The sequence below is a fragment of the Nocardioides alpinus genome, from assembly GCF_900112035.1.
Classification (GTDB): Bacteria; Actinomycetota; Actinomycetes; order Propionibacteriales; family Nocardioidaceae; genus Nocardioides; species Nocardioides alpinus.
The window spans coordinates 307,229-327,646 of record NZ_FOKC01000005.1; the positions used below are offsets into that span (position 1 = coordinate 307,229).

Genomic DNA, 20,418 nt, shown 5'->3' on the forward strand with positions numbered 1-20,418 from the left:
CGACTCCTTCCCCGGGAGGTTCACGTGCCGCACACGCGCGCGCGTCGCGGTCTGCCCGACGTCTTCGGCTTCGAGGGCTCCGGCGACGAGGCCCGACACTGGCTCGACACGGTCTACGGCACCAACCTCCACCTGACCGGTCCGCTGGGTGGCGTCCGGCACCACCGCACCGACCACGGTGTCGTGGCCTTCGACCACATCAGGATCGACGCGTCGTTCACGTTCGACTCCGACCCGATGCCGGTGCTCGTGGTGGTGGACGTGCTGGCCGGCACCGAGGAGTGGATCAGGGACGGTGTCGCCGACCGGGGCCACGACGGCGACTCCGTGATGGCCTCGGGCTGGGACATGCCCTTCTCCGGCAACGGCGACTTCCCGGACCTGCGCACCACGTCGCTGAGTGCCCAGGCGTTGATGGCCGCGATCACCGACGTCGACCCCGACTACCCGTGGGAGCACATCACCTTCACGTCCTACGTCCCGCGCTCCCCGGCAGCCGGCGCACGCTGGCGCGCCACCGTGGACCAGGTCATCTCGATGCTTCCCGACGACGCCACGGCGGCCCAGCAGGATGCAGCCGCGCTCCTCCTCGGTCACACGTTGCTGCACACCTTCCCCAACAACGTCGTCGTACGCGCGACGCTGCCGGGCACGGACCACGACGCCGCGGACGACTCACCCTCCACCGTGCGTCGCGCCGCCCGCATCATCGAGGCGCACGCACTCGAGGAGCTCAGCCCCGGCGATCTCGCACGTGAGTGCGGAGTGACCCCCCGCGCCCTGCAGTACGCCTTCCGCAAGCACCTGGGCTGCACGCCCCAGGACTACCTCCGACGGGTCCGGCTCGACCTGGCGCGACGCTCGCTGCGCGACGGGTCGCAGTCCGTGAGCGACGCTGCCGCCACCCACGGCTTCTTCAACCCGGGTCGCTTCGCCTCCGACTACCGGCAGGTCTTCGACGAGAATCCGGGCCAGACGCTCCAGCGTTCGAACAACTGATCGTCCGCGGTTCGCTTTGCGGCTGTCGCACTGGACTAGACACCGCCATAGTCGTAGAACTTGCTGGAGACCACGGTGAGCGCCCTGCCCGCATGGAAGGAACCGATCCCGTGGTTCCCGTTTCGCTCGTTCTCGACTCCCCGCCCTCTGCCACGCCTCGTACGCCGGTCACCGACAGCCCTCGTGCACGTCGGACCCAAGGCATCGTGTCCGGTCTCCAGGAGACCCTGGCCGGCACGCCCGATCGGCATGCGCTGACCCACGACCTGATCGAGGCCAACCTCGGCGTCGCCCGGTCCATCGCCAGTCGCTACCGCAACCGCGGCATCGACCTCGACGACCTCGAGCAGGTCGCCCTGCTCGGCCTGACCAAGGCGGCCCAGCGCTTCGACGCCGACGCCGGCCACGACTTCATGTCCTATGCGGTGCCGACGGTACGCGGCGAGATCCGCCGCCACTTCCGCGACGCCGGGTGGATGATCCGTCCTCCGCGCCGGATCCAGGACCTCCAGGCGCGCATCTCCGCCGCCCAGGGGGAGCTCGAGTCCGCGCTGGGACGCTCACCGCGGTCCAGCGACCTGGCCGCCCACCTCGGGGAGAACCTCGACGACGTCGTGGAGGCGCTGGGAGCCGACGGCTGCTTCACGCCGACGTCGCTCGACCTCACGGTCGCCGACGGCTCCTCGACCCTCGGGGAGCTGATCGGTCGCGACGACGCCGACCTCGCCAGGACCGAGGCGCGCATCGTCCTCGAGCCGGTCGTCGCGCAGCTCTCGGAGCGTGACCGCCGCATCCTGCACCTCCGGTTCTTCGACGGGCGCACCCAGCAGGAGATCGCCGAGGCGGTGGGCCTCACGCAGGCCCAGGTGTCACGAGTGATCGCCCGGATCCTCGCCGACCTGCGCGCCGACCTGCTCGGGACGTCGACGGCCGCCTGAGGCCACGCCTCAGGAGTCGAACCCCAGCCCGGCCGCGTCGAGCACCCGGAGGTAGGCGTTGCGCCTGCCCTCGCGGTGGTCGGCGCGGTCGAGCGACCAGCGCGTCAGGTTGATCCCGACCGACGCGAGCGGCTCGGGCGGGAACGGCAGCGGCCGCTCGCGCACCATCCGCAGCTCCGTGCGCTCGGTCGGCGCTCCCGCGAGCAGGTCAAGGAGCACCTCGCCGGCGAAGCGGGTGGCCGCGACACCCAGCCCGGTGAAGCCGGTTGCGTGGGCGACGCGGCCGCCGTGGGTCAGGCCGTAGAACGCGGTGAACTGGGTGCAGGTGTCGATCGCGCCGGCCCACCGGTGGGTGAACATGACGTCCTCGAGCTGGGGGAAGGTCGCGAGGAAGTGCGACGCCAGCCGCGCGTGGCTCTCCGGGCGGTCCTCGTGCCGGACGCTGACCCTGCCGCCGGCGGGGTAGACGGCGTCGTACCCGCCCCACAGGATGCGGTGGTCGGCGCTCAGCCGCGCGTAGTGGAACTGGTGGGCCAGGTCGCCGAGCCCCTGCCGCCCGGCCCAGCCGATCGACGCGAGCTGGTGCGGACTGAGCGGCTCGGTCATCAGGACGTAGTCGTAGACCGGGACCGTCATCAGCCGGTTGCGCCGCAGCAGCGACGGGAACACGTTGGTGGCGAGGACGACGTGCTCGGAGGTGAGCGTCGCCCGGTCGGTGAGCACCTCGACCGCCCCGGACGCCCCGCCCGACCTGCTGCGCCGCAGGCCGGTGACGGCCGTGTGCTCGTGGATCTCCACGCCGAGGTCGGCGGCCACCCGGGCCAGCTCCCGCGCGAGGCGGGCAGGGTGCACCAGCGCGCAGCCGTCGGCGTCCTGCCGTCCGGCGAGGAAGAGCGGGCTGTCGACCTCGGCGCGCACCTGGGCGCGGTCGAGGGCGTCCGGCTCGTCGTGCAGCCACGCGACCTGGTGCTCCTCGACAGCGACCGACAGCATGCCGGTGCGCTCCCACTGGCAGTCCAGGCCGAGCTCACGGACGTCGGCCTCGAACCCGTCGAGGTTCTCGGCGCCGAGCCGCGCCAGGACGTCGTACTCCTCGGGCCAGCGGCTGCGACCGTTGTCCTCGCCGTGGGTGAGCGAGGCGTCGACGAAGCCGCCGTTGCGGCCCGACGCCGCCCACCCGAGGGTGTGCGCCTCGAGCAGGACCACCCGGCGGCCCGGGTCGCGACGCTTGGCGTGCACCGCGGACCACAGGCCGAGGTAGCCGCCGCCGACGATCGTCAGGTCCGCCGTCGTGGACGCGGTCAGCTCGGGGTGGGGCGTCGTGGCGCCCAGGTCCTCGAGCCAGAAGACGGCCTGCGCGCTGCCCGCGAGGGACCGCTCGACCAGGCGCGGGTCGGGGGCGTGCCGCTCGTACGCCGTGCGGTGCGCGGCCACGTCCGGGTCAGCCCGCCGCGGCGGTGAGCGCAGCGTCGAGGATGGCCAGGCCCTCGCGGACCTCGTCGTCGGTGGTGGTGAGCGGCGGGACGACGTGGATGCGGTTGAAGTTGGCGAAGGGCAGCATCCCTCGCTCCTGGCAGCCCTTCACGATCGCGCCCATCTCGGGGCTGGATCCGCCGTAGGGCGCCAGCGGCTCGCGTGTCGACCGGTCGCTGACCAGCTCGAGCGCCCAGAACGCTCCGGTGCCGCGCACCTCGCCGATCCGCTCGTGCTTCTCCGCGAGCGCGCGCAGGCCGGGGCCGATCACGTCCTCGCCGAGACGCTCCGCGCGACCGACGACGTCCTCGTCCTCCATCGTGCGGATGGTGGCGACCGCCGCCGCGCACGCGAGCGGGTGGCCGGAGTAGGTGAGACCGCCGGGGTAGGTGCGGTGCGCGAAGGTCGCGTGGATCTCGTCGCTGATCGCCACGCCGCCGAGCGGGACGTACCCGGAGTTCACGCCCTTGGCGAAGGTGATCAGGTCGGGCACGATGCCGCCGTGCTCGACGGCGAACCAGCGTCCGGCGCGGCCGAAGCCCGACATCACCTCGTCGGCGACGAGCACGATGCCGTGGCGGTCGCAGATCTCCCGGACGCCGGCGAGGTAGCCCGGCGGCGGGATCATGATGCCTGCGGTGCCGGGGATCGCCTCGAGCACGATCGCCGCGATCGTGCCGGGGCCCTCCAGCGAGACGACCTGGTCGAGGTGCTCGAGCGCGCGCTCGCACTCCTCGGCCTCCGTCCTCGCGTGGAAGGCGCTGCGGTAGAGGAACGGCCCGAAGAAGTGGACCGTCCCGGCGGAGCCGTGGTCGCTGGCCCAGCGGCGCGGGTCGCCGGTCATGTTCACCGCGAGGTGCGTGCCTCCGTGGTAGCTGCGGTAGGTCGTCAGCACCTTGTGGCGGCCGGTGTGCAGCCGCGCCATGCGTACGGCGTGCTCGTTGGCGTCGGCGCCACCGTTGGTGAAGAAGACGTGGTCGAGGTCGCCGGGGGTGTGGCTGGCGATCAGGCGGGCGGCCTCGGAGCGGGCGCCGTTGGCGACGGCCGGGGCGACGGTGCACAGGTGCGCCGCCTGCTCCTGGATCGCCGCCACGATGCGCGGGTGCTGGTGGCCGAGGTTGGTGAAGACCAGCTGCGAGCTGAAGTCGAGGTAGCGCCTGTCGTCGGCGTCCCAGACGTGGCTGCCCTCGGCGCGGGTGATCACCATGGGGGAGATCTCGGCCTGGGCGGACCAGGAGTGGAAGACGTGCGCCCGGTCGAGCTCGTAGGCCCGCGCGGCGTCGTACGTGCTGCTCAGGTCCGAACGTGTCGTGGTCTCAGTCATTGCGCGGGAATCCCAGCTCGAGTCCGCCCTCGGGGCGGTTGGCGGGGTCGATCCACCGGGTGGTGACGACCTTGCCGCGGGTGAAGAAGTGGACGCCCTCGGTGCCGTGGGCGTGGGTGTCGCCGAAGAGCGAGCGCTTCCAGCCGCCGAAGGAGTAGTAGGCGACGGGGACCGGGACGGGCACGTTGACACCGATCATCCCCACGGTGACGTCTGCCTCGAACCGGCGGGCCGCACCGCCGTCGTTGGTGAAGACGGCGGTGCCGTTGCCGTACTCGTTGGCGTTGACGAGCGCGACGGCCTCGTCGTACGACCCGACGCGGACGACCGACAGCACGGGGCCGAAGATCTCCTCGCGGTAGATGTCCATGTCGGGGGTGACGTCGTCGAAGAGCGTCGGACCGAGCCAGAAGCCCCCCTCGCCGCCGCGGGCCGCGACGTCGCGGCCGTCGACGACGACCTTGGCGCCGGCCGCCTCGCCGGAGTCGATGAAGGAGCTGACCCGGTCGCGGTGGGCCTTCGTCACGAGCGGGCCCATGTCGGCCTCCTTGCCCGACGCGTCCTCTCCCGTGGCCCCACGGCCGCCGTCGCCGATGAGCAGCGTGCGCGTGCGGTCGGCGATGCGGGCGACCAGCTCGTCGCCGATCGGGTCCACCGCGACGAGCACGCTGATGGCCATGCAGCGCTCGCCGGCGCTGCCGTAGCCGGCGTTGACCGCGGAGTCCGCAGCGAGGTCGAGGTCGGCGTCGGGGAGGACGACCATGTGGTTCTTGGCACCACCGAGGGCCTGGACGCGCTTGCCGTGACGGCTCGCCGTCTCGTAGACGTACTCCGCGATCGGGGTCGAGCCGACGAAGCTGATCGCCTGCACGTCAGGGCTGGTCAGCAGCGCGTCCACCGCGGTCTTGTCGCCGTGGAGGACGTTGAAGACGCCGTCCGGCAGCCCCGCCTCCTGCCACAGCGCGGCGATCCAGTTGGCGGCGCTAGGGTCCTTCTCGCTGGGCTTGAGCACGACCGCGTTGCCGGCTGCGATGGCGATCGGGAAGAACCACATCGGCACCATGGCCGGGAAGTTGAAGGGGCTGATGATGCCGACGACGCCGAGCGGGACGCGCTTGGAGTGCACGTCGATGCCGGTCGAGGCCTCCTCGCTGTGCCCGCCCTTGAGGAGGTGGGAGATGCCGCACGCGAACTCGACGACCTCGAGGCCGCGGGAGATCTCGCCCATCGCGTCGGAGTGCACCTTGCCGTGCTCGGCCGTGATGATCGTGGCCAGCTCGTCCTTGCGGGCGTTGAGCAGCTCACGGAACGCGAACATCACCTGCGTACGCCGCGCCAACGAGGTGGTGCCCCACCCGCGGGACGCACGGGCCGCGGCGGCGATGACGTGGGTGGCGTCGGCCTCGCTGGCGAGCGCGACGCGACCGGTCACCCGGCCGGTGGCGGGGTTGGTCACGTCGGCCCAGCCGGTGGGGGAACCGGTCAGTGCGGCGCCGTCGACCCAGTGCACGATGTCAGTCATGCTCCTCATCCTGTGCCGCGCCGGGCGTGCGCGCGGGTGTCGGATCGTCGGTATTGCGCCCAGCATCCTGACGATCCGTCAGTCCCGCTCCGCGTAGGCTGCGGTCGTGACCGACGTGACGCCTGGTGTGACGCTCCAGGAGGCACTCGCGCTGCCCACCTTCCGCCGGGCGGCCCCCGACGTCGTCGCCGGAAGGTCCGGGCTGGACCGTCCGATCCGGTGGGTGCACGCCACCGAGCGCCCCGACGTCGGTGCCCTCCTGCGCCCCGGTGACCTGCTGCTCACCATGGGAACCGGGCTGCCGCCCGACGAGGACTCCGCGGGGCTGGTCGCCTTCGTGGACGACCTGGTCGAGGTGGACAGCGCGGGCCTGGTCGTCGAGCTCGGCCGTCGCTGGGGGAGCGCCGTTCCCGCGGCGCTCGTGGAGGCGTGCGAGCACCACGGTCTACCGCTGGTCGTGCTCGGGCAGGAGACGCGGTTCGCCGCCCTGGCCCAGGAGATCGGGGAGCGGGTGGTCGACCAGCAGCTCACCGAGCTGCGCGAGGCGCAGCGGGTCCACGAGACCTTCACGGAGCTGAGCTTCAGCGAGGCCGGTCCCGCCGAGATCCTCCAGGCGGTGCAGCGGCTCGCCGCCGGGCCGGTCGTGGTCGAGAACGCCCAGCACCGCCCGCTCGACTACCTCCCCGGACCCGCCGACGTCGGCGGCTTCCTGGACGGCTGGCCCGCACGGTCGCGCCGGGTCGAGGTGGCCGGACGGACCGGGTGGGACGCCGGCAACGGCTGGCTCGTCACCCGGCTCGGCACTGCCGAGCAGGCGTGGGGCCGGCTGGTGATCGGGTCGCCCGCCGCCCCGTCGCAGCGGCTCGTCGCGGTCGCCGAGCGTGCCGCCGCAGCGCTGGCGCTGCACCGCCTCCACGACCGCGACCGCGGCACCCTCATGCGGCGTACGCACCTGGAGCTGGTGGCCGGTCTGACCGACGACCCCGACTCCGAGGAGTCGATCCGCCGCTGCGAGCTGGCCGGCTTCCCGGTCCGCAGGCGGACCTTCGTCGGGGTGGTGGTCCGCCCGCGCGTCGACGGCGCCTCGCCGGCCGACCTCGACGAGGTCGCCGCCACGGTCGTGCGCGCGGCCCACGGGCTGCGCCTGCCCGCCCTGGTGTGCGAGGTCGAGCGGGACCTGCGGGTGCTCGTGTCGCTGGCTCGCTCGGCCGACGCGGAGGACCTCGTCGACCGGGTGGCGGCGCGCGTGCTCGCCCACCACGACGTCGTCATGGCGGCCGGACGGTGGGTGAGCGAGCGCACCGGGATCGCGCGCACCCTCACCGAGGCCGGCCAGGTCGCGGATGCCGCTCCTCACTCGCGTCGTGAGGCCGACCCGGTCGTCCACCGCCTCGCCGACCTCCACCTGCGCGGCCTGCTCGGCCTGTTCGGTGAGGACGACCGGCTCCGGCTCTTCGTCGAGCGCGAGCTCGCGCCGCTCAAGCGGCACGACCGCGCCGACGGGTCGCGCACCGACCTCCTGGCCGCGCTGCGCGCGCTGCTGCTCCACCCGGCGAGCAAGACGGAGGCCGCCGCGAGCCTCCACCTGTCGCGCGCCGCGTTCTACGACCGGCTGGCGAGGATCGAGTCGCTCCTGGACGCCGACCTCGACGACCCGGACGTCCGGGTCTCGCTGCACGTCGCCCTGCTGGCCGACGAGCTGTCAGACGATGTGTCCGGCCCGGGTGGCAAGTGACGACAGATCGTCGGCCTGCGCTGGTCCCGTCGCCGGGGGACGATGACGACATGTTCCGTGTCCTCGACGTCGATGCCCCCGTGCCGACCACACCGCTGGCCCCGGCGACCGTCGTCGACGGGGCACCCGAGGCCGGCTCGCGCGCGCTGGCCGCGGTGGCCGGGGTCGAGGTCGGGGTCTGGGAGATGAGTCCCGGCACGGCCACCGACGTCGAGGTCGACGAGGTGTTCGTCGTGCTGTCCGGCGCGGCCACGGTGTCCTTCGAGGACGGCGAGTCCGTCGATCTCGCACCCGGCTCCGTGGTCCGCCTTCGCGCCGGCGAGCACACGACCTGGGTCGTCCGCGAGACCCTCCGCAAGATCTATGTCGCCTGATGTCCGTCGCTGACAGGGAGCCCACATGAGCGAGACGATCCGCAACTACATCGACGGTGAGCTCGTCGAGTCCGCCACCGAGGTCTTCATCGACCTCGTCGACCCGGTCACCGGGGAGGTGGACGGCCGGTCGCCGGTCTCGACGGCAGCCGAGATCGATGCCGCGTACGCCGCAGCGGAGCGCGCGTCGGCGTCGTGGAAGCGGCTCACGCCCGGTCGTCGGCAGGCCTACGTGCTCGACCTCGCCGCCGCGATCGCCGAGCGGCGCGACGAGATCAGCGAGGTGCAGGCCCGCGACACCGGCCAGCCGGTGCGCTACATCGCCAGCGAGGAGGTCGACCAGGGCGTCGACCAGCTCCGCTTCTTCGCCGGCGCGGCCCGCCTGCTGGAGGGGAAGTCGGCGGGGGAGTACCTCGATGGCCACACCTCCAGCATCCGCCGCGAGCCGATCGGCGTCGTCGGCCAGGTGACGCCGTGGAACTACCCCTTCGCGATGGCGATCTGGAAGATCGCCCCGGCCCTCGCGGCCGGCAACACGATCGTGCTCAAGCCGAGCGACACCACCCCGCGCTCGACCGTCCTGCTCGCCGAGATCGCCGGCGCGATCCTCCCGTCGGGTGTCTTCAACGTCGTCAACGGTGACGCCACGACCGGCCGGTTGCTGGTCGAGCACCCGACGCCCGGCCTCGTCGCCATCACCGGCTCGGTGCGTGCCGGCACCGAGGTCGCCCTGTCGGCGGCGCGTTCGCTCAAGCGCGTGCACCTCGAGCTCGGCGGCAAGGCGCCGGTCGTCGTGATGGCTGACGCCGACCTGCCCCGGGCCGCGGAACTGATCGCGGCGGCCGCGTACTTCAACTCCGGCCAGGACTGCACCGCTGCCACCCGCGTGATCGTGCACCGCAGCGTCCACGACGAGCTCGTCGACCTGCTGGTCGCGGAGGCGGAGGGCACCCGTCCCGGCCCGCCGTCGGACGCCGAGGCCGACTACGGCCCGCTCAACAACGCCGCGCACCTCGCCAAGGTCGAGGCGTTCCTCACCGACCTGCCCGAGCACGTGACCGTACGCACCGGCGGCGCGCGCCACGGCGACACGGGCTTCTTCTTCGCGCCGACCGTCGTGACCGGCGTACGCCAGGACGACCGCCTCGTGCAGGACGAGGTCTTCGGGCCGGTGCTCACGGTTCAGCCCTTCGACGACGAGTCCGAGGCGATCGCGATGGCCAACGGGGTGCCGTACGGCCTCGCCGGCAGCGTGTGGACCCGTGACCACGGCACCGCCGACCGGCTGACCCGTGAGCTCGACTTCGGGTGCGTGTGGGTCAACACCCACATCCCGTTCGTCTCCGAGATGCCGCACGGCGGGTTCGGGGCGTCGGGCTACGGCAAGGACCTGTCGGGCTACGGCTTCGACGACTACACGCGCATCAAGCACGTGATGACCGCGCACTACTGACCTCTGCGCCTGGGCCGCCATCGCCCGGGTTCCGTCCTCGCGGGTTCGTCCTGTCCGACACGCCGTGCGCGTCCGACAGGACGAACCCCGCTCCCGGGGGGCCGGCCACGCGGGCGGCTGCCGGTGGTTCGGCACTTTGTCCTGTCCGACACACCCGGCCGGATCGGGCGCTAGTGGTCCGGGACGCCCACGTCGTAGACGTCGAGGAGCTGGGCGAGGGTCCGGTAGTAGCCGACGAGGACCACGAGCTCGGTGATCGTCGTGGTGCCGAGTACGCCCGCCAGGTCGTCGTACTCCTCCGTGGTGAGGCGCGAGCGGTCGGCGAGCAGCCGCCGACACAGTGCGTACGCCGACGCCTCGACCGCGTCGGTCGTCGTGAACGTCCCGCCGGCGACGGCGGCGAGCTCGTCGTCGGTCAGGCCGACGGCACGGCCGACCCGCTCGTGGGCGTGCTGCTCGAAGGCGCTGCCCGTGGCGGCGGCGACCGCGAGGATCGCGATCTCGCGTACGCGGTCGGTGAGGCCGGTGGCGTAGCGCACCGCGCTGCCCAGCTCCTGCAACGGGGCACCGAGAGCGGGCTCGTGGACCATCACCCCGAAGGGACCGGTCAGCGCGCCGGTATGGGTGGTCAGGGCGAAGTGCTGCGTGCCGCTGCCGCGCGGTCCGCCGACGATGTGGTCGTGCAGCGCGCGCTGCTCGGCGGTCATGTCCGCGGGGGTCAGGTCGGGCAGTCGCATGCGGTGATCTCCTCGTGACGGCGCCCGGCGCGGAGGCCGGGCGCCCTCATGATGCCTGTGAGGTCACTTCTTGAAGGCGTCCTTGACGTTCTCGCCGGCCTGCTTGACGTCGGAGGCGGCCTGGTCCTTCTTGCCCTCGGCCTTGAGCTCGTCGTTGTTCGTGACGTCGCCCGCGACCTCCTTGGCCTTGCCGGCGATGTCCTGGGCGGCGTTCTTGGCCTTGTCGGCGATACCCATGGTGGGCTCCTTCTCTCGGTGTGGTGGTGCTGTCGGGAGTTGGTCGCGCGGAGCCGGGACTTCGTCACGCGGGTGTGAGTCAGATCTCCTGCTCGGGCATATTGGCCCCATGCGTTTCACCGAGCACGAGCTGACCGTCGCCGTGACGTCCGCCGCCAAGGTCGTGGCCGGCGGCAAGGCGCGCCGCCGCACCACGGACGAGGCGGCGTGGGAGGCGATGAGCAAGCTCGACCGCTACCACCTGCTCGAGGCCGTCGGCAGCCAGGTGCTGCCCGTGATGCTCGCGCTGCCCGACATCGAGGTCGAGGCGGGCACCCGACCGACCTTCACCGACGAGCAGATCGTCGCCGCGGTCGAGCAGACCCTCGGCGACAGCGGCGTCGGACGGCTGCGGCAGAAGGTGGCGGTCGCCGCCCGCCTCACGCTCGTGCGTACGGCGCTGGCGCAGCTGCCGGTGCGCCAGGACCCGGACGCGCTGATCGTCCCCGACCACCTCTGAGCCGCCCGTCGGGGAACCCTGAGAGTCGCGCTCAGGTTGGGTGCGTACCGTCGGGTGCGATGACTTCCCTGATGCGTACGACCCGAACCCGTGTCGCCCTGGGCGCCCTCGCGACGACCGCACTGCTCACCCTCTCCGCCTGCGGCGGGGGAGACAGCGACTCCGCGAGCGCCGACAAGGACGCCTCCGCCAGCCCCTCGACGAGCGAGAGCGCCGACGCGGACGCTCCCGCGGGTGCCGAGCCCGACCTGGAGGGGATCCCGGACGTCGTCGCCGAGGTCAACGGCGAAGAGGTCACCAAGGACGAGTTCGTCCCGATCTACGAGTCGCAGTACGCCCAGGCTGCCCAGCAGGCGCAGACGACCGGCCAGGCCCCCGACGAGGAGGCGCTCAAGAAGCAGACCGTCGACAACCTCGTGGACACCGAGCTGCTCGCCCAGGAGGCCGAGTCGCGCGGCATCGAGGTCAGCGACGAGGACGTCGACGCCGAGCTCGCCGACATCGCCGAGCAGAACCAGATGGGCTCCGCCGACGAGCTGCTGGCCGCGGTCGTCGAGCAGGGGGTGACCGAGGAGCAGGCGCTCGAGCAGGTCGAGACCCAGCTGATGGTCGAGCAGCTCGTCGAGGACGAGGACGGTCCGCTCGAGCCGACCGACAAGGAGCTCCGCGCCCTCTACGCGCAGGTCAAGCAGCAGGCGGCCCAGTCGGGTGGCGGCGCTGCCCAGCAGATCCCGCCGTTCGCCCAGGCCCGGGCCCAGCTCGTCGAGCAGGCCACCTCACAGAAGGTCGGCGAGGTCGCCCAGACCCTGGTCGAGGGGCTCCGCGAGGACGCGGACATCACGATCAACCTCTGATCGAGTGGTGCGCACCGGCCTCGCGCCACGGATCACCTGCGCTGAGGTCGCGCGACCACTGGTTCCGCGCCGGACGAACCTGCGTCTCCGGACGACCAGTTCTGCGATGTTGCTCTCCCGTTCCCCCCGTGTGGCACTAATGTGGACCCCGTGCCCCTGAGCCGTGTGAGCCCGCACCCACGCGTCGAGTCACGGATCGGTCCTCCGTCCGCGACCGACAGCGCTGCGCTCGCGCCGCGGTGGGCGCTGGCCTGCGCTGTCGCCTACGCGGTCCTGGCGGTCCTGGCGCGCCTCACCGTGGTGGACGGCCAGACGGTGAGCCTGGTGTGGCCGGGCGCCGGTGTCGCCATCCTCTGGCTGCTCGCGGAGTCGCCGCAGCGTCAGTGGCGGGTGCTGGTGCCGCTCGGCCTGATCCATTCGTCCGTGGCCTGGTTGACCGACGCGCCTGCCGCCGTGGTCGTCCTCGGGTCCCTGTCGCTGGTCTGCCAGACCTGGGTGAGCGTCGCGCTCGTCCGCCGGTGGTGTCCCACGCTCCTCGGCGCGGGCGGCACCGAGAGCTTCCGCTCACCCCGTTCGCTGGCCTACGTGTGCGGAGCAGCCGCCCTCGGCAGCCTGCTGGGAGCCCTCATCGGCACCCTGGGCGTGTGGTTCGTCTCCGGTGACGGGTGGGACGCCTGGGTGCCGCAGGCCTGGTTCGGCCGACAGTTCACCGGCATCGTGGTCTTCGGGTGCGTCGGGCACCTGGCGTGGGAGTGGTACACCCAGCGCGTCCCTCGACGCACGCAGGGGGGAAGCCGACGCGAGCTGGTCGTGCTCTGGGCGGTCTCCACGGTGGTGGTGCCGCTCGTCTTCCTGCAGCCGCTGCCGCTCGTCTTCCTCGTCATGCCCCTCGCCGTCTGGTCCGCGGCGCGGTTCCCGACCTTCGTCGCCGCGCTCCACGCGCTCGCACTCGGGGTGGGCGGTCTCCTGCTGACGTTGGTGGGGCTCGGCCCGTCGGTGGACCTGAGCTCGGCCCCGTTGCACCAGACGCTCGTCGCGCAGGTGTTCCTGGTCGCCGTGCTGCTGACCGGCCTGTTCGTCGGCACGCTGAGCGACCGCATCGACGAGCTGCTGGTGCGGATGGGCGAGGCGCGCGCGCGGGCGGCCGAGCAGGCCGAGCTGCTCGGGGAGATGACCGAGAGCATGGACGAGGGGCTGATCGTCCTCGACCGCGACGGCACCATCGAGCGCAGCAACGGCGCCAGCCGTCGTCTGGCCCACCGGGTGTGCCCGGGTGGCACGGATGCCGAGGCCCTGGCTGGTCTGGTGGAGCTCGTGCTGCACCCGCCCGCGGCGGACGCGAGCTCCGCGCGCGCCGAGCTCGGGGTGGGGGACGTGCAGCTGCAGCTGGAGTCGGGCGAGGACCTCGTGCTGGCCGTGTCACGGGCCGACCTGGCGAACCAGCAGAGTGACGACGGCCGTTCGGGTGTCCTGCTCGTGCTCGGGGACGTGACCGCTCACCGCAAGGGCCTCCGTCCGCTGGTGAGCTTCGCCTCGACGGCCGCGCACGACCTCCGGGGTCCGCTCACGGCCGTACGGGCATGGCTCGAGCTGGCTGCGCACGACCTTCCCGCCCAGAGCGACGTGCTGGCGTCGGTCAGGCGCGCGGAGCAGTCCGCGATCCAGATGGCCGGCCTGATCGACGACCTGCTGGCGCAGGCCGTGGCCGAGGCGGGGGACCTGGTGGTGACCGACGTCGACTTGGCCGGACCGGACGGGACCCTGGCCCGGACGTCAGCGCTCCTCGGTCCCGATGACGTGCTCGAGATTCCGGACGACGGGCTGCCTGCGGTGCGCGGCGACGAGGTTGCGCTCAGGCAGCTCTTCGCCAACCTCGTCGGCAACGCCGTCAAGTACTCCCGCCCGGGCGTGCCGGCCCAGGTGCGGGTGAGCGCACGACGACGCGGCTCCCGCGTGGTGATCGACGTCGAGGACAACGGCGTCGGCATCGCCGAGCGCGAGCGGCAGGTGATCTTCGAGAGGTTCCACCGCGCTGCCGCCACCCGCGCCGAGCACGGCGGGACCGGCATGGGGCTGGCCATCTGCCAGACCATCGTGCAGCGTCACGGTGGCTCCATCGAGTGCCTCGCGGCCGACCCCGGGCCGGGATCTGTGTTCCGTCTCGACCTGCCGGCGGCGACGCCCGAGGTGACGGCGGCGACGCCCGAGGTGCTGGCGGCGACGCCAGAGCTGACCGTGGTCAGCGACCTGCCTGCGCCGACGCCCGACGCGCCGACGCCCGAAGCGCTGACGCCCGACGACGAGCGGGCCACGGCCTAGGTCGCACCTCCCGGGTGGGTTTGCGACGCGACCGTCGACCCTGCTCGCTTCGCTCGCGTCGGCGAGGCTCAGACGTTCCGGCGGTACTGGCCGCCGACCTCGAAGAACGCCTCGGTCACCTGCTGCAGCGAGCACACCCGCGCCGCGTCCATCAGGACCGCGAACACGTTGTCGCCGGAGATCGCGGCGTCCTTGAGCCGGGCCAGCGCCTCCTGCGCCTCGGCGCCGTGGGTGGACTGGAAGGCGCGCACGCGGGAGAGCTGGGACTCCTTCTCGGCCTCGGTCGCGCGGGCGAGCTCGATCTCCTTGGGCTGGGCGTCGGCAGCCGACTCCTTGACGAAGGTGTTGACCCCGATGAGGGGCAGCGAGCCATCGTGCTTGCGGTGCTCGTAGAGCATCGACTCGTCCTGGATCCGGCCCCGCTGGTAGCCGGTCTCCATCGCCCCGAGCACGCCGCCGCGCTCGTTGATCGAGTCGAACTCGGCCAGCACGGCCTTCTCGACGAGGTCGGTGAGGTCGTCGATGATGAAGGACCCCTGGAGGGGGTTCTCGTTCATCGCCAGGCCCCACTCGCGGTTGATGATCAGCTGGATCGCCAGCGCGCGGCGTACGGAGTCCTCCGTCGGGGTCGTCACGGCCTCGTCGTAGGCGTTGGTGTGGAGGCTGTTGGCGTTGTCGTAGATCGCGATCAGCGCCTGCAGCGTGGTGCGGATGTCGTTGAAGTCCATCTCCTGCGCGTGCAGCGACCGGCCGCTCGTCTGGACGTGGTACTTCAGCTTCTGCGAGCGCTCGGAGGCGCCGTACTTCTCCTTCATCGTCACCGCCCAGATGCGGCGGGCGACGCGGCCGAGCACGCTGTACTCGGGGTCCATGCCGTTGGAGAAGAAGAACGACAGGTTGGGCGCGAAGTCGTCGATCTTCATGCCGCGCGCGAGGTAGGCCTCGACGTAGGTGAAGCCGTTGGCGAGGGTGAAGGCGAGCTGGCTGATGGGGTTCGCCCCGGCCTCGGCGATGTGGTAGCCGGAGATCGACACGGAGTAGAAGTTGCGCACCTGCTGCTCGATGAACCACTCCTGGATGTCGGCCATCATCCGCAGGCAGAACTCGGTGGAGAACAGAGCGGTGTTCTGGCCCTGGTCCTCCTTGAGGATGTCGGCCTGCACGGTGCCGCGGACGTTGGCGAGTGCGTACGCCGCCAGCTCGGCGCGCTCCTCGGCGCTGGGCTGGCGCGACTCCCGCTCGGTGAAGGCCTCGACCTGCTGGTCGATCGCAGTGTTGAGGAAGAACGCGAGCACGGTGGGGGCAGGGCCGTTGATGGTCAGCGACACCGACGTCGTCGGGGCGACCAGGTCGAAGCCGTCGAAGAGCTCCTTCATGTCGTCGAGCGTCGCGACCGAGACGCCGGACGTGCCGACCTTGCCGTAGACGTCGGGGCGCGGGTCGGGGTCCCGGCCGTAGAGGGTGACGGAGTCGAACGCGGTGGAGAGGCGGGTCGCGTCGTTGCCGTGGCTGAGGATCTTGAAGCGGCGGTTGGTGCGCGCCGGGTCCCCCTCGCCGGCGAACATCCGGGCCGGGTCCTCGTTGTCGCGCTTGAACGGGAAGACGCCCGCGGTGAAGGGGTAGTAGCCCGGGAGGTTCTCGTTGCGCCAGAACGTCACCAGCTCGCCGTGGTCGGTGAAGCGCGGCAGTGAGACGCGCGGGATCGGGTTACCGCTGAGCGACTCCTTGGTGAGCTTGGTGTGGATCTCGCGGTCGCGCACCACGACGACCTGCTCGTCGCCGGAGTAGGACTCCACGACGGACGGCCAGCCGGCGATCTGGTCGGCGACCTCGTGGGGGACGGCCTTGCGGGCCTCGTCCAGCAGCTGGTCGAGCGCCTTGGTTTCGACACGGGCTCCTTCGTCGCCCTGCTCAACCAGCGGCGTCGAGAGCTGGTCGGCGACGTACTGCACGCGCTGGAGGTTGCGCGCCGCCTCGGCCAGCTCGGACGTACGCGCGTGGTAGCCGCGGACCGTCTCGGTGATCTCGGAGAGGTAGCGGACCCGGTCGGCCGGGACGACCTGCCGGATGCCGGAGGAGTGGCGTACGTCGACGTGCGGCAGCGTGCCCTCCTGCACCTCGAGCCCGGCGCCGGCGAGCTCGGCACGGAGGTGCTGGTAGAGCGCGGTGACGCCGTCGTCGTTGAAGGTGGCCGCGCTCGTGCCGAAGACCGGCATCTCGTGGGGCTGCTTGCCGAAGGCGTTGCGGTTGCGGACGAGTTGGCGGCCCACGTCGCGCAGTGCGTCCTTGGCTCCGCGGCGCTCGAACTTGTTGATCGCGACGGTGTCGGCGAAGTCGAGCATGTCGATCTTCTCCAGCTGCGACGCGGCGCCGAACTCCGGCGTCATGACGTAGAGCGAGTGGTCGACGAGCGGCACGATGCCCGCGTCGCCCTGACCGATGCCGGGCGTCTCGACGATCACCAGGTCGTGGCCCGCGGCCTTCATCACGTCGATCACGTCGGCGAGGTGCTCGGGCACCTCGTGGGCACCGCGCGTGGCGAGGGAGCGGAAGAACACCCGGTCGCCGTCGAGCGAGTTGGCCCGGATCCGGTCACCGAGCAGTGCGCCCCCACCCTTGCGGCGGGTGGGGTCGACCGCGATGACGGCGATCTTGAGCTTGTCCTGCTGGTCGGTGCGGAAGCGGCGTACGACCTCGTCGGTGAGCGACGACTTGCCCGAGCCACCGGTGCCGGTGATGCCCAGGACGGGCACGACGCGGCGCGACGCAGCGGCGCGGATCTCGGCGAGCATCGCGTCGTCGAGGCGGCCGGCCTCGGCTCCGGTGAGGGCGCGCGCGACGGCGAAGCGGTCCCCCGTGAGGACCTGCTCGGCGCTCACCGCGCCGGCTGCCCACAGGTCGACGTCGCAGTCGGCGACGACGGAGTTGATCATCCCGACGAGGCCCATCTTCTGGCCGTCCTCGGGGGAGAAGATGGTCACGCCGGACTCGCGCAGCCGGGTGATCTCGGACGGCACGATCACGCCGCCACCGCCGCCGACGACCTGGACGTGGCCGGCGCCCTGGGCGCGCAGCGACTCGACGAGGTACTCGAAGTACTCCACGTGCCCGCCCTGGTAGGACGAGACCGCGACGCCCTGCACGTCCTCCTCGAGCGCGGCGGTGACGACCTCCTGCACGGAGCGGTTGTGGCCGAGGTGGATCACCTCGCAGCCCTGGCTCATGAAGATCCGCCGCATGATGTTGATCGACGCGTCGTGGCCGTCGAAGAGCGCGGAGGCGGTGACGAGGCGGATCGGGTTCGTGGGCGTGTGCAGGGCGGCCATCCCCAGATAGTAGGACATCCAAGTATTACTCGGAAGTCACAAGCCCGAGCGCGCGCCGGCCGGGACGCCGCCCGCTCAGAGGGACTCGCCGAGCCCCGTCCGCAGCGCGGTGAGCCGGTCGGTCAGCTCGCGTACGTCACGCTCCGGAAGGCCGGGCGTCTCGAAGACCGCGCCGTTGAGCGCGAGCGTCGCCTCGTCGACCGCGTCGCGGCCGGCATCGGTGAGGACCGCCAGCACGACCCGCTTGTCGGCGTCGCCGCGCACGCGCTCGACGTACCCCTGGGCCACGAGCCGGTCGACCGCGCTGGTGACGCTGGTCGGGTGCACCTGCAGCAGCGAGCCGAGCCGCGACATCGGCATCGCCGCCTCGCGGGCGAAGGACAGCAGGCGCAGCACCTCGTAGCGGGCGAAGGTGAGCCCGCGCGGTCGCAGCACGGCGTCGATGCGCTCCAGCAGCAGCTGCTGGGCGCGCACGACGGAGGTCACCATCGCCATCCCGTCCGCAGCGTCGGCCCAGCCGTGGGCCACCCACTGCCGGTGGGCCTCGCCGATCGGGTCGCGGGTCATGGCTGGAGGTTAGCCACCGATCGCCGCCAGCACGGCGTGCGCCTCGACCATCGCCGGGCCGTACCAGGTCAGCAGCCGCCCCGAGACCAGCTGCGTCGGCGTGCGGAACGCCTCCGGTCCGTCGTCGGCGGTGAAGACGTAGGGCTCGTCCGGCAGCAGCACGACGTCCGCCCCGGCGCCGTCGATCTCCGCGGACGTCACCGTCGGATAGCGCCCGTCGCGCGCTGCCGGACCATGGGCCAGCACGTTGGTGATCCCGGCGCGGGTGAGGAGGTCGTCGGTGTAGGTGGAGGACCCGACGACCATCCACGGGTCTCGCCAGATCGGGACGGCGACGGACAGCCGCCGCGGGGCGGGCGTCGACCAGAGCGCGCGGGCCTCCGTCAGCCAGTCAGGGTCATCGAGGCCCAGCGCCGCGGTCAGGAGACGTGACATCGCGTCGAGCGACTCCTCGACGGTCTCGATCCGGGTGACCCACACGCTCACGCCGGCGTCGCGGAGTCGGCGTACGTCGAGCTCCCGGTTCTCCTCCTGGTTGGCGACGACGAGGTCGGGGGAGAGGGCCCGGATCGCGGCGAGGTCGGGGTTCTTGGTGCCGCGGACGCGGGCCACGTCGAGGTCGGCGGGGTGGGTGCACCAGTCGGTCGCCCCGACGAGCCGGTCCGGCGCAGAGGCGGCGAGCGCCTCGGTCAGGGAAGGGACGAGCGAGACGATGCGGGTGGCGGGCGCGGTGAGCGGTACGTCGGCGCCGAGGTCGTCACGCACGACCTACCCCCTTGCGCCACGCGCTGTAGGAGGTGAGGCGCTGGTCGGTCGGACGCTCGAGCCACGGCCACGGGAACAGGTGCGCGACGTCCACGGACCGGGAGTGACGGCCGAAGCCCGGGACCGGGGCGAAGGTCACGGCGACCGGCGTGCCGGCCAGCTCCTCGGGAGGGCGCCCGAGACGGACGTCCACCTCGCGTCGCCCGGCCAGGTCGGCCAGGCACTCGGCGAGGAACACCAGCCGCTTGCCGGAGAGGCGCAGCGAGCGCAGCAGGGGCTCGTCGAAGACGAAGACCACCGGCAGGTCCGGGTGGGCGGCGAGGGCGGGGTCGGCGTCGCCCAGGGACTCGGCGGTCAGCCAAACGGCCTCCGGGTCACCGGTGCGTACGACGCCCTCCGGACCGGCGCCCGGTCCACCGGCGCCCACGTCGGCGGAGGTGCGCGGTCCCGGTGTGGCATCGGGCCAGCCCTGGATGGGGCACGCGTCCCGCAACGGGCACGAGCGGCACAGCTGGGGGGCGCGCTTCTCCACCTGCCAGCGGCTGAACCCGTAGGGCTTGCCGGTCCCGGCGCCCACGGTCCACTGCCAGCCCAGGCGGTTGGCGGCGCGGGAGCCGTCGAGCAGGTGCCGGAAGAAGTCGTCCTCCCCCTCCCGCCAGCTCCGGCCGTGCCGGACGGTCCAGTGCGAGGCCCACCACATGCGCGTCTGGTTGACCAGCCAGCCCTCGCCCTCCAGCTCCTCGCGCAACCACGACGTGCACGCCATCTCGTCGCTCCACGCAGGCGACCCCTGCGACCCCTGCGGCCGCGGCGGGTGGAAGCGCAGCGGCTCGGCCAGGCCGGCCGGCGTACGGGCATAGAGGTGCCGGGCGAACTCCTGCCACAGCAGCTCGTCGCGGTAGCGCCGGCGGTCGGACGTCGGGGCATCGGCCACGGCGTCCCACGCGTCCGGCAGGGTGACGAGACCGTGCCGGATGTAGGGAGACATCCGGGTGGCGCCGCGCCGCTGCTCGGGCAGCACCGTCGAGCGGGAGCGCGCATAGCCCGCGACGTCCAGGGTCGCCAGCGCTGCGTCGGCGGCCGCCTGCCCGCCCCGGTGCCCGCCGGCCCGGACGTCGTCTGGCCCCTCGAGGCTCAGCCGCCCCAGGTGCGCGCCGACCCAGGCCAGGACCGCCGCGCGGTCGTCGACGTCAGGAAGGGGCGGGAGGGAGGGCACCCCCTCACCCTGCCAGCCGGCACCGACACGGCCGGCGCCTCCGGACCGCGACGGCGTGCTCCCCAGGACACGTCCGCCTT

17 protein-coding genes are annotated in these 20,418 nt (G+C 72.3%); 8 read left to right on the forward strand and 9 right to left on the reverse strand.

Features of this window, described 5'->3' with window-relative positions; all coding sequences use genetic code 11:
• Window positions 1-24 precede the first annotated feature (24 nt).
• Both BM127_RS12920 and BM127_RS12925 read left to right on the forward strand, forming a co-directional pair.
• Window positions 25-999: a helix-turn-helix transcriptional regulator gene (locus BM127_RS12920; protein ID WP_091199108.1), complete on the forward strand. Its 975-nt coding sequence runs from the start codon at window positions 25-27 to the stop codon at window positions 997-999.
• Between the two features lie 206 nt (window positions 1,000-1,205).
• Window positions 1,206-1,937: a sigma-70 family RNA polymerase sigma factor gene (locus tag BM127_RS12925; RefSeq protein WP_157829593.1), complete on the forward strand. Its 732-nt coding sequence runs from the start codon at window positions 1,206-1,208 to the stop codon at window positions 1,935-1,937.
• A gap of 9 nt (window positions 1,938-1,946) precedes the next feature.
• Here BM127_RS12925 and BM127_RS12930 read toward each other — a convergent pair whose 3' ends face one another.
• The 3 genes from BM127_RS12930 to BM127_RS12940 are packed head-to-tail and all read right to left on the reverse strand — an operon-like array spanning window position 1,947 to window position 6,256.
• Window positions 1,947-3,371, reverse strand: a complete 1,425-nt coding sequence (locus BM127_RS12930) for an NAD(P)/FAD-dependent oxidoreductase (RefSeq protein ID WP_091199111.1) — start codon at window positions 3,369-3,371, stop codon at window positions 1,947-1,949.
• A 7-nt stretch (window positions 3,372-3,378) separates the two neighbouring features.
• Complete coding sequence (locus BM127_RS12935) at window positions 3,379-4,734, reverse strand: aspartate aminotransferase family protein (protein ID WP_091199113.1); 1,356 nt, start codon at window positions 4,732-4,734, stop codon at window positions 3,379-3,381.
• Window positions 4,727-6,256 (reverse strand): CoA-acylating methylmalonate-semialdehyde dehydrogenase, encoded by a 1,530-nt coding sequence (locus BM127_RS12940; protein ID WP_091199115.1) that lies wholly within the window; start codon window positions 6,254-6,256, stop codon window positions 4,727-4,729. The genes BM127_RS12935 and BM127_RS12940 overlap by 8 nt, the downstream gene beginning before the upstream one ends.
• A 106-nt stretch (window positions 6,257-6,362) precedes the next feature.
• On the opposite strand from BM127_RS12940, the gene BM127_RS12945 reads away from it, so the two are divergent.
• From BM127_RS12945 to BM127_RS12955, 3 genes are read left to right on the forward strand one after another with little or no spacing between them, the layout of a single operon-like run.
• Window positions 6,363-7,991 carry a PucR family transcriptional regulator gene (locus tag BM127_RS12945; RefSeq protein ID WP_231263171.1) on the forward strand — a complete coding sequence of 543 codons (1,629 nt, stop codon included), beginning with the start codon at window positions 6,363-6,365 and terminating at the stop codon, window positions 7,989-7,991.
• Window positions 7,992-8,041: 50 nt separating this feature from the next.
• On the forward strand, window positions 8,042-8,365 hold the full coding sequence (locus tag BM127_RS12950; RefSeq protein ID WP_091199117.1) for a cupin domain-containing protein: 324 nt from the start codon (window positions 8,042-8,044) through the stop codon (window positions 8,363-8,365).
• Window positions 8,366-8,390: 25 nt separating this feature from the next.
• Window positions 8,391-9,818 carry a gamma-aminobutyraldehyde dehydrogenase gene (locus tag BM127_RS12955; RefSeq protein WP_091199120.1) on the forward strand — a complete coding sequence of 476 codons (1,428 nt, stop codon included), beginning with the start codon at window positions 8,391-8,393 and terminating at the stop codon, window positions 9,816-9,818.
• 170 nt (window positions 9,819-9,988) lie between these two features.
• Here the strand turns inward: BM127_RS12955 and BM127_RS12960 are convergent, their stop codons facing one another.
• Entirely contained in the window at window positions 9,989-10,555 is a 567-nt protein-coding gene (locus BM127_RS12960; protein ID WP_091199122.1) for a carboxymuconolactone decarboxylase family protein, read from the reverse strand.
• A 63-nt stretch (window positions 10,556-10,618) separates the two neighbouring features.
• Window positions 10,619-10,792 (reverse strand): CsbD family protein, encoded by a 174-nt coding sequence (locus BM127_RS12965; RefSeq protein WP_091199124.1) that lies wholly within the window; start codon window positions 10,790-10,792, stop codon window positions 10,619-10,621.
• Window positions 10,793-10,901: 109 nt separating this feature from the next.
• On the opposite strand from BM127_RS12965, the gene BM127_RS12970 reads away from it, so the two are divergent.
• The 3 genes from BM127_RS12970 (at window position 10,902) to BM127_RS12980 (ending at window position 14,464) form a co-directional block, all read left to right on the forward strand.
• A complete protein-coding gene (locus tag BM127_RS12970; RefSeq protein WP_091199126.1) occupies window positions 10,902-11,291 on the forward strand; it encodes a hypothetical protein in 390 nt (129 codons plus the stop codon).
• A gap of 59 nt (window positions 11,292-11,350) precedes the next feature.
• A complete protein-coding gene (locus BM127_RS12975; RefSeq protein ID WP_091199128.1) occupies window positions 11,351-12,145 on the forward strand; it encodes a SurA N-terminal domain-containing protein in 795 nt (264 codons plus the stop codon).
• A 150-nt stretch (window positions 12,146-12,295) separates the two neighbouring features.
• Window positions 12,296-14,464, forward strand: coding sequence for an ATP-binding protein (locus tag BM127_RS12980; RefSeq protein WP_175507395.1), 2,169 nt, complete (start codon window positions 12,296-12,298; stop codon window positions 14,462-14,464).
• 68 nt (window positions 14,465-14,532) lie between these two features.
• On the opposite strand, the gene icmF is transcribed toward BM127_RS12980, so the two are convergent.
• The 4 genes from icmF to BM127_RS13000 form a co-directional block, all read right to left on the reverse strand.
• Window positions 14,533-17,790, reverse strand: coding sequence for a fused isobutyryl-CoA mutase/GTPase IcmF (gene icmF, locus BM127_RS12985; RefSeq protein WP_091199132.1), 3,258 nt, complete (start codon window positions 17,788-17,790; stop codon window positions 14,533-14,535).
• 75 nt (window positions 17,791-17,865) lie between these two features.
• Entirely contained in the window at window positions 17,866-18,357 is a 492-nt protein-coding gene (locus tag BM127_RS12990; protein WP_091199134.1) for a MarR family winged helix-turn-helix transcriptional regulator, read from the reverse strand.
• A gap of 9 nt (window positions 18,358-18,366) precedes the next feature.
• Window positions 18,367-19,122 carry a helical backbone metal receptor gene (locus tag BM127_RS12995; RefSeq protein WP_091199136.1) on the reverse strand — a complete coding sequence of 252 codons (756 nt, stop codon included), beginning with the start codon at window positions 19,120-19,122 and terminating at the stop codon, window positions 18,367-18,369.
• Window positions 19,115-20,338: an FAD-binding domain-containing protein gene (locus BM127_RS13000; protein ID WP_091199138.1), complete on the reverse strand. Its 1,224-nt coding sequence runs from the start codon at window positions 20,336-20,338 to the stop codon at window positions 19,115-19,117. Before BM127_RS13000 ends, BM127_RS12995 begins: the two co-directional genes overlap by 8 nt.
• Window positions 20,339-20,418 lie beyond the last annotated feature (80 nt).

Coding starts and splice junctions, on each gene's coding strand:
- BM127_RS12970 (WP_091199126.1), top strand. CDS start 10,902: ATGCGTTTCACCGAGCACGAGCTGACCGTCGCCGTGACGTCCGCCGCC.
- BM127_RS12965 (WP_091199124.1), bottom strand. CDS start 10,792: ATGGGTATCGCCGACAAGGCCAAGAACGCCGCCCAGGACATCGCCGGC.
- BM127_RS12950 (WP_091199117.1), top strand. CDS start 8,042: ATGTTCCGTGTCCTCGACGTCGATGCCCCCGTGCCGACCACACCGCTG.
- BM127_RS12975 (WP_091199128.1), top strand. CDS start 11,351: ATGACTTCCCTGATGCGTACGACCCGAACCCGTGTCGCCCTGGGCGCC.
- BM127_RS12960 (WP_091199122.1), bottom strand. CDS start 10,555: ATGCGACTGCCCGACCTGACCCCCGCGGACATGACCGCCGAGCAGCGC.
- icmF (WP_091199132.1), bottom strand. CDS start 17,790: ATGGCCGCCCTGCACACGCCCACGAACCCGATCCGCCTCGTCACCGCC.
- BM127_RS12935 (WP_091199113.1), bottom strand. CDS start 4,734: ATGACTGAGACCACGACACGTTCGGACCTGAGCAGCACGTACGACGCC.
- BM127_RS12955 (WP_091199120.1), top strand. CDS start 8,391: ATGAGCGAGACGATCCGCAACTACATCGACGGTGAGCTCGTCGAGTCC.
- BM127_RS12940 (WP_091199115.1), bottom strand. CDS start 6,256: ATGACTGACATCGTGCACTGGGTCGACGGCGCCGCACTGACCGGTTCC.
- BM127_RS12990 (WP_091199134.1), bottom strand. CDS start 18,357: ATGACCCGCGACCCGATCGGCGAGGCCCACCGGCAGTGGGTGGCCCAC.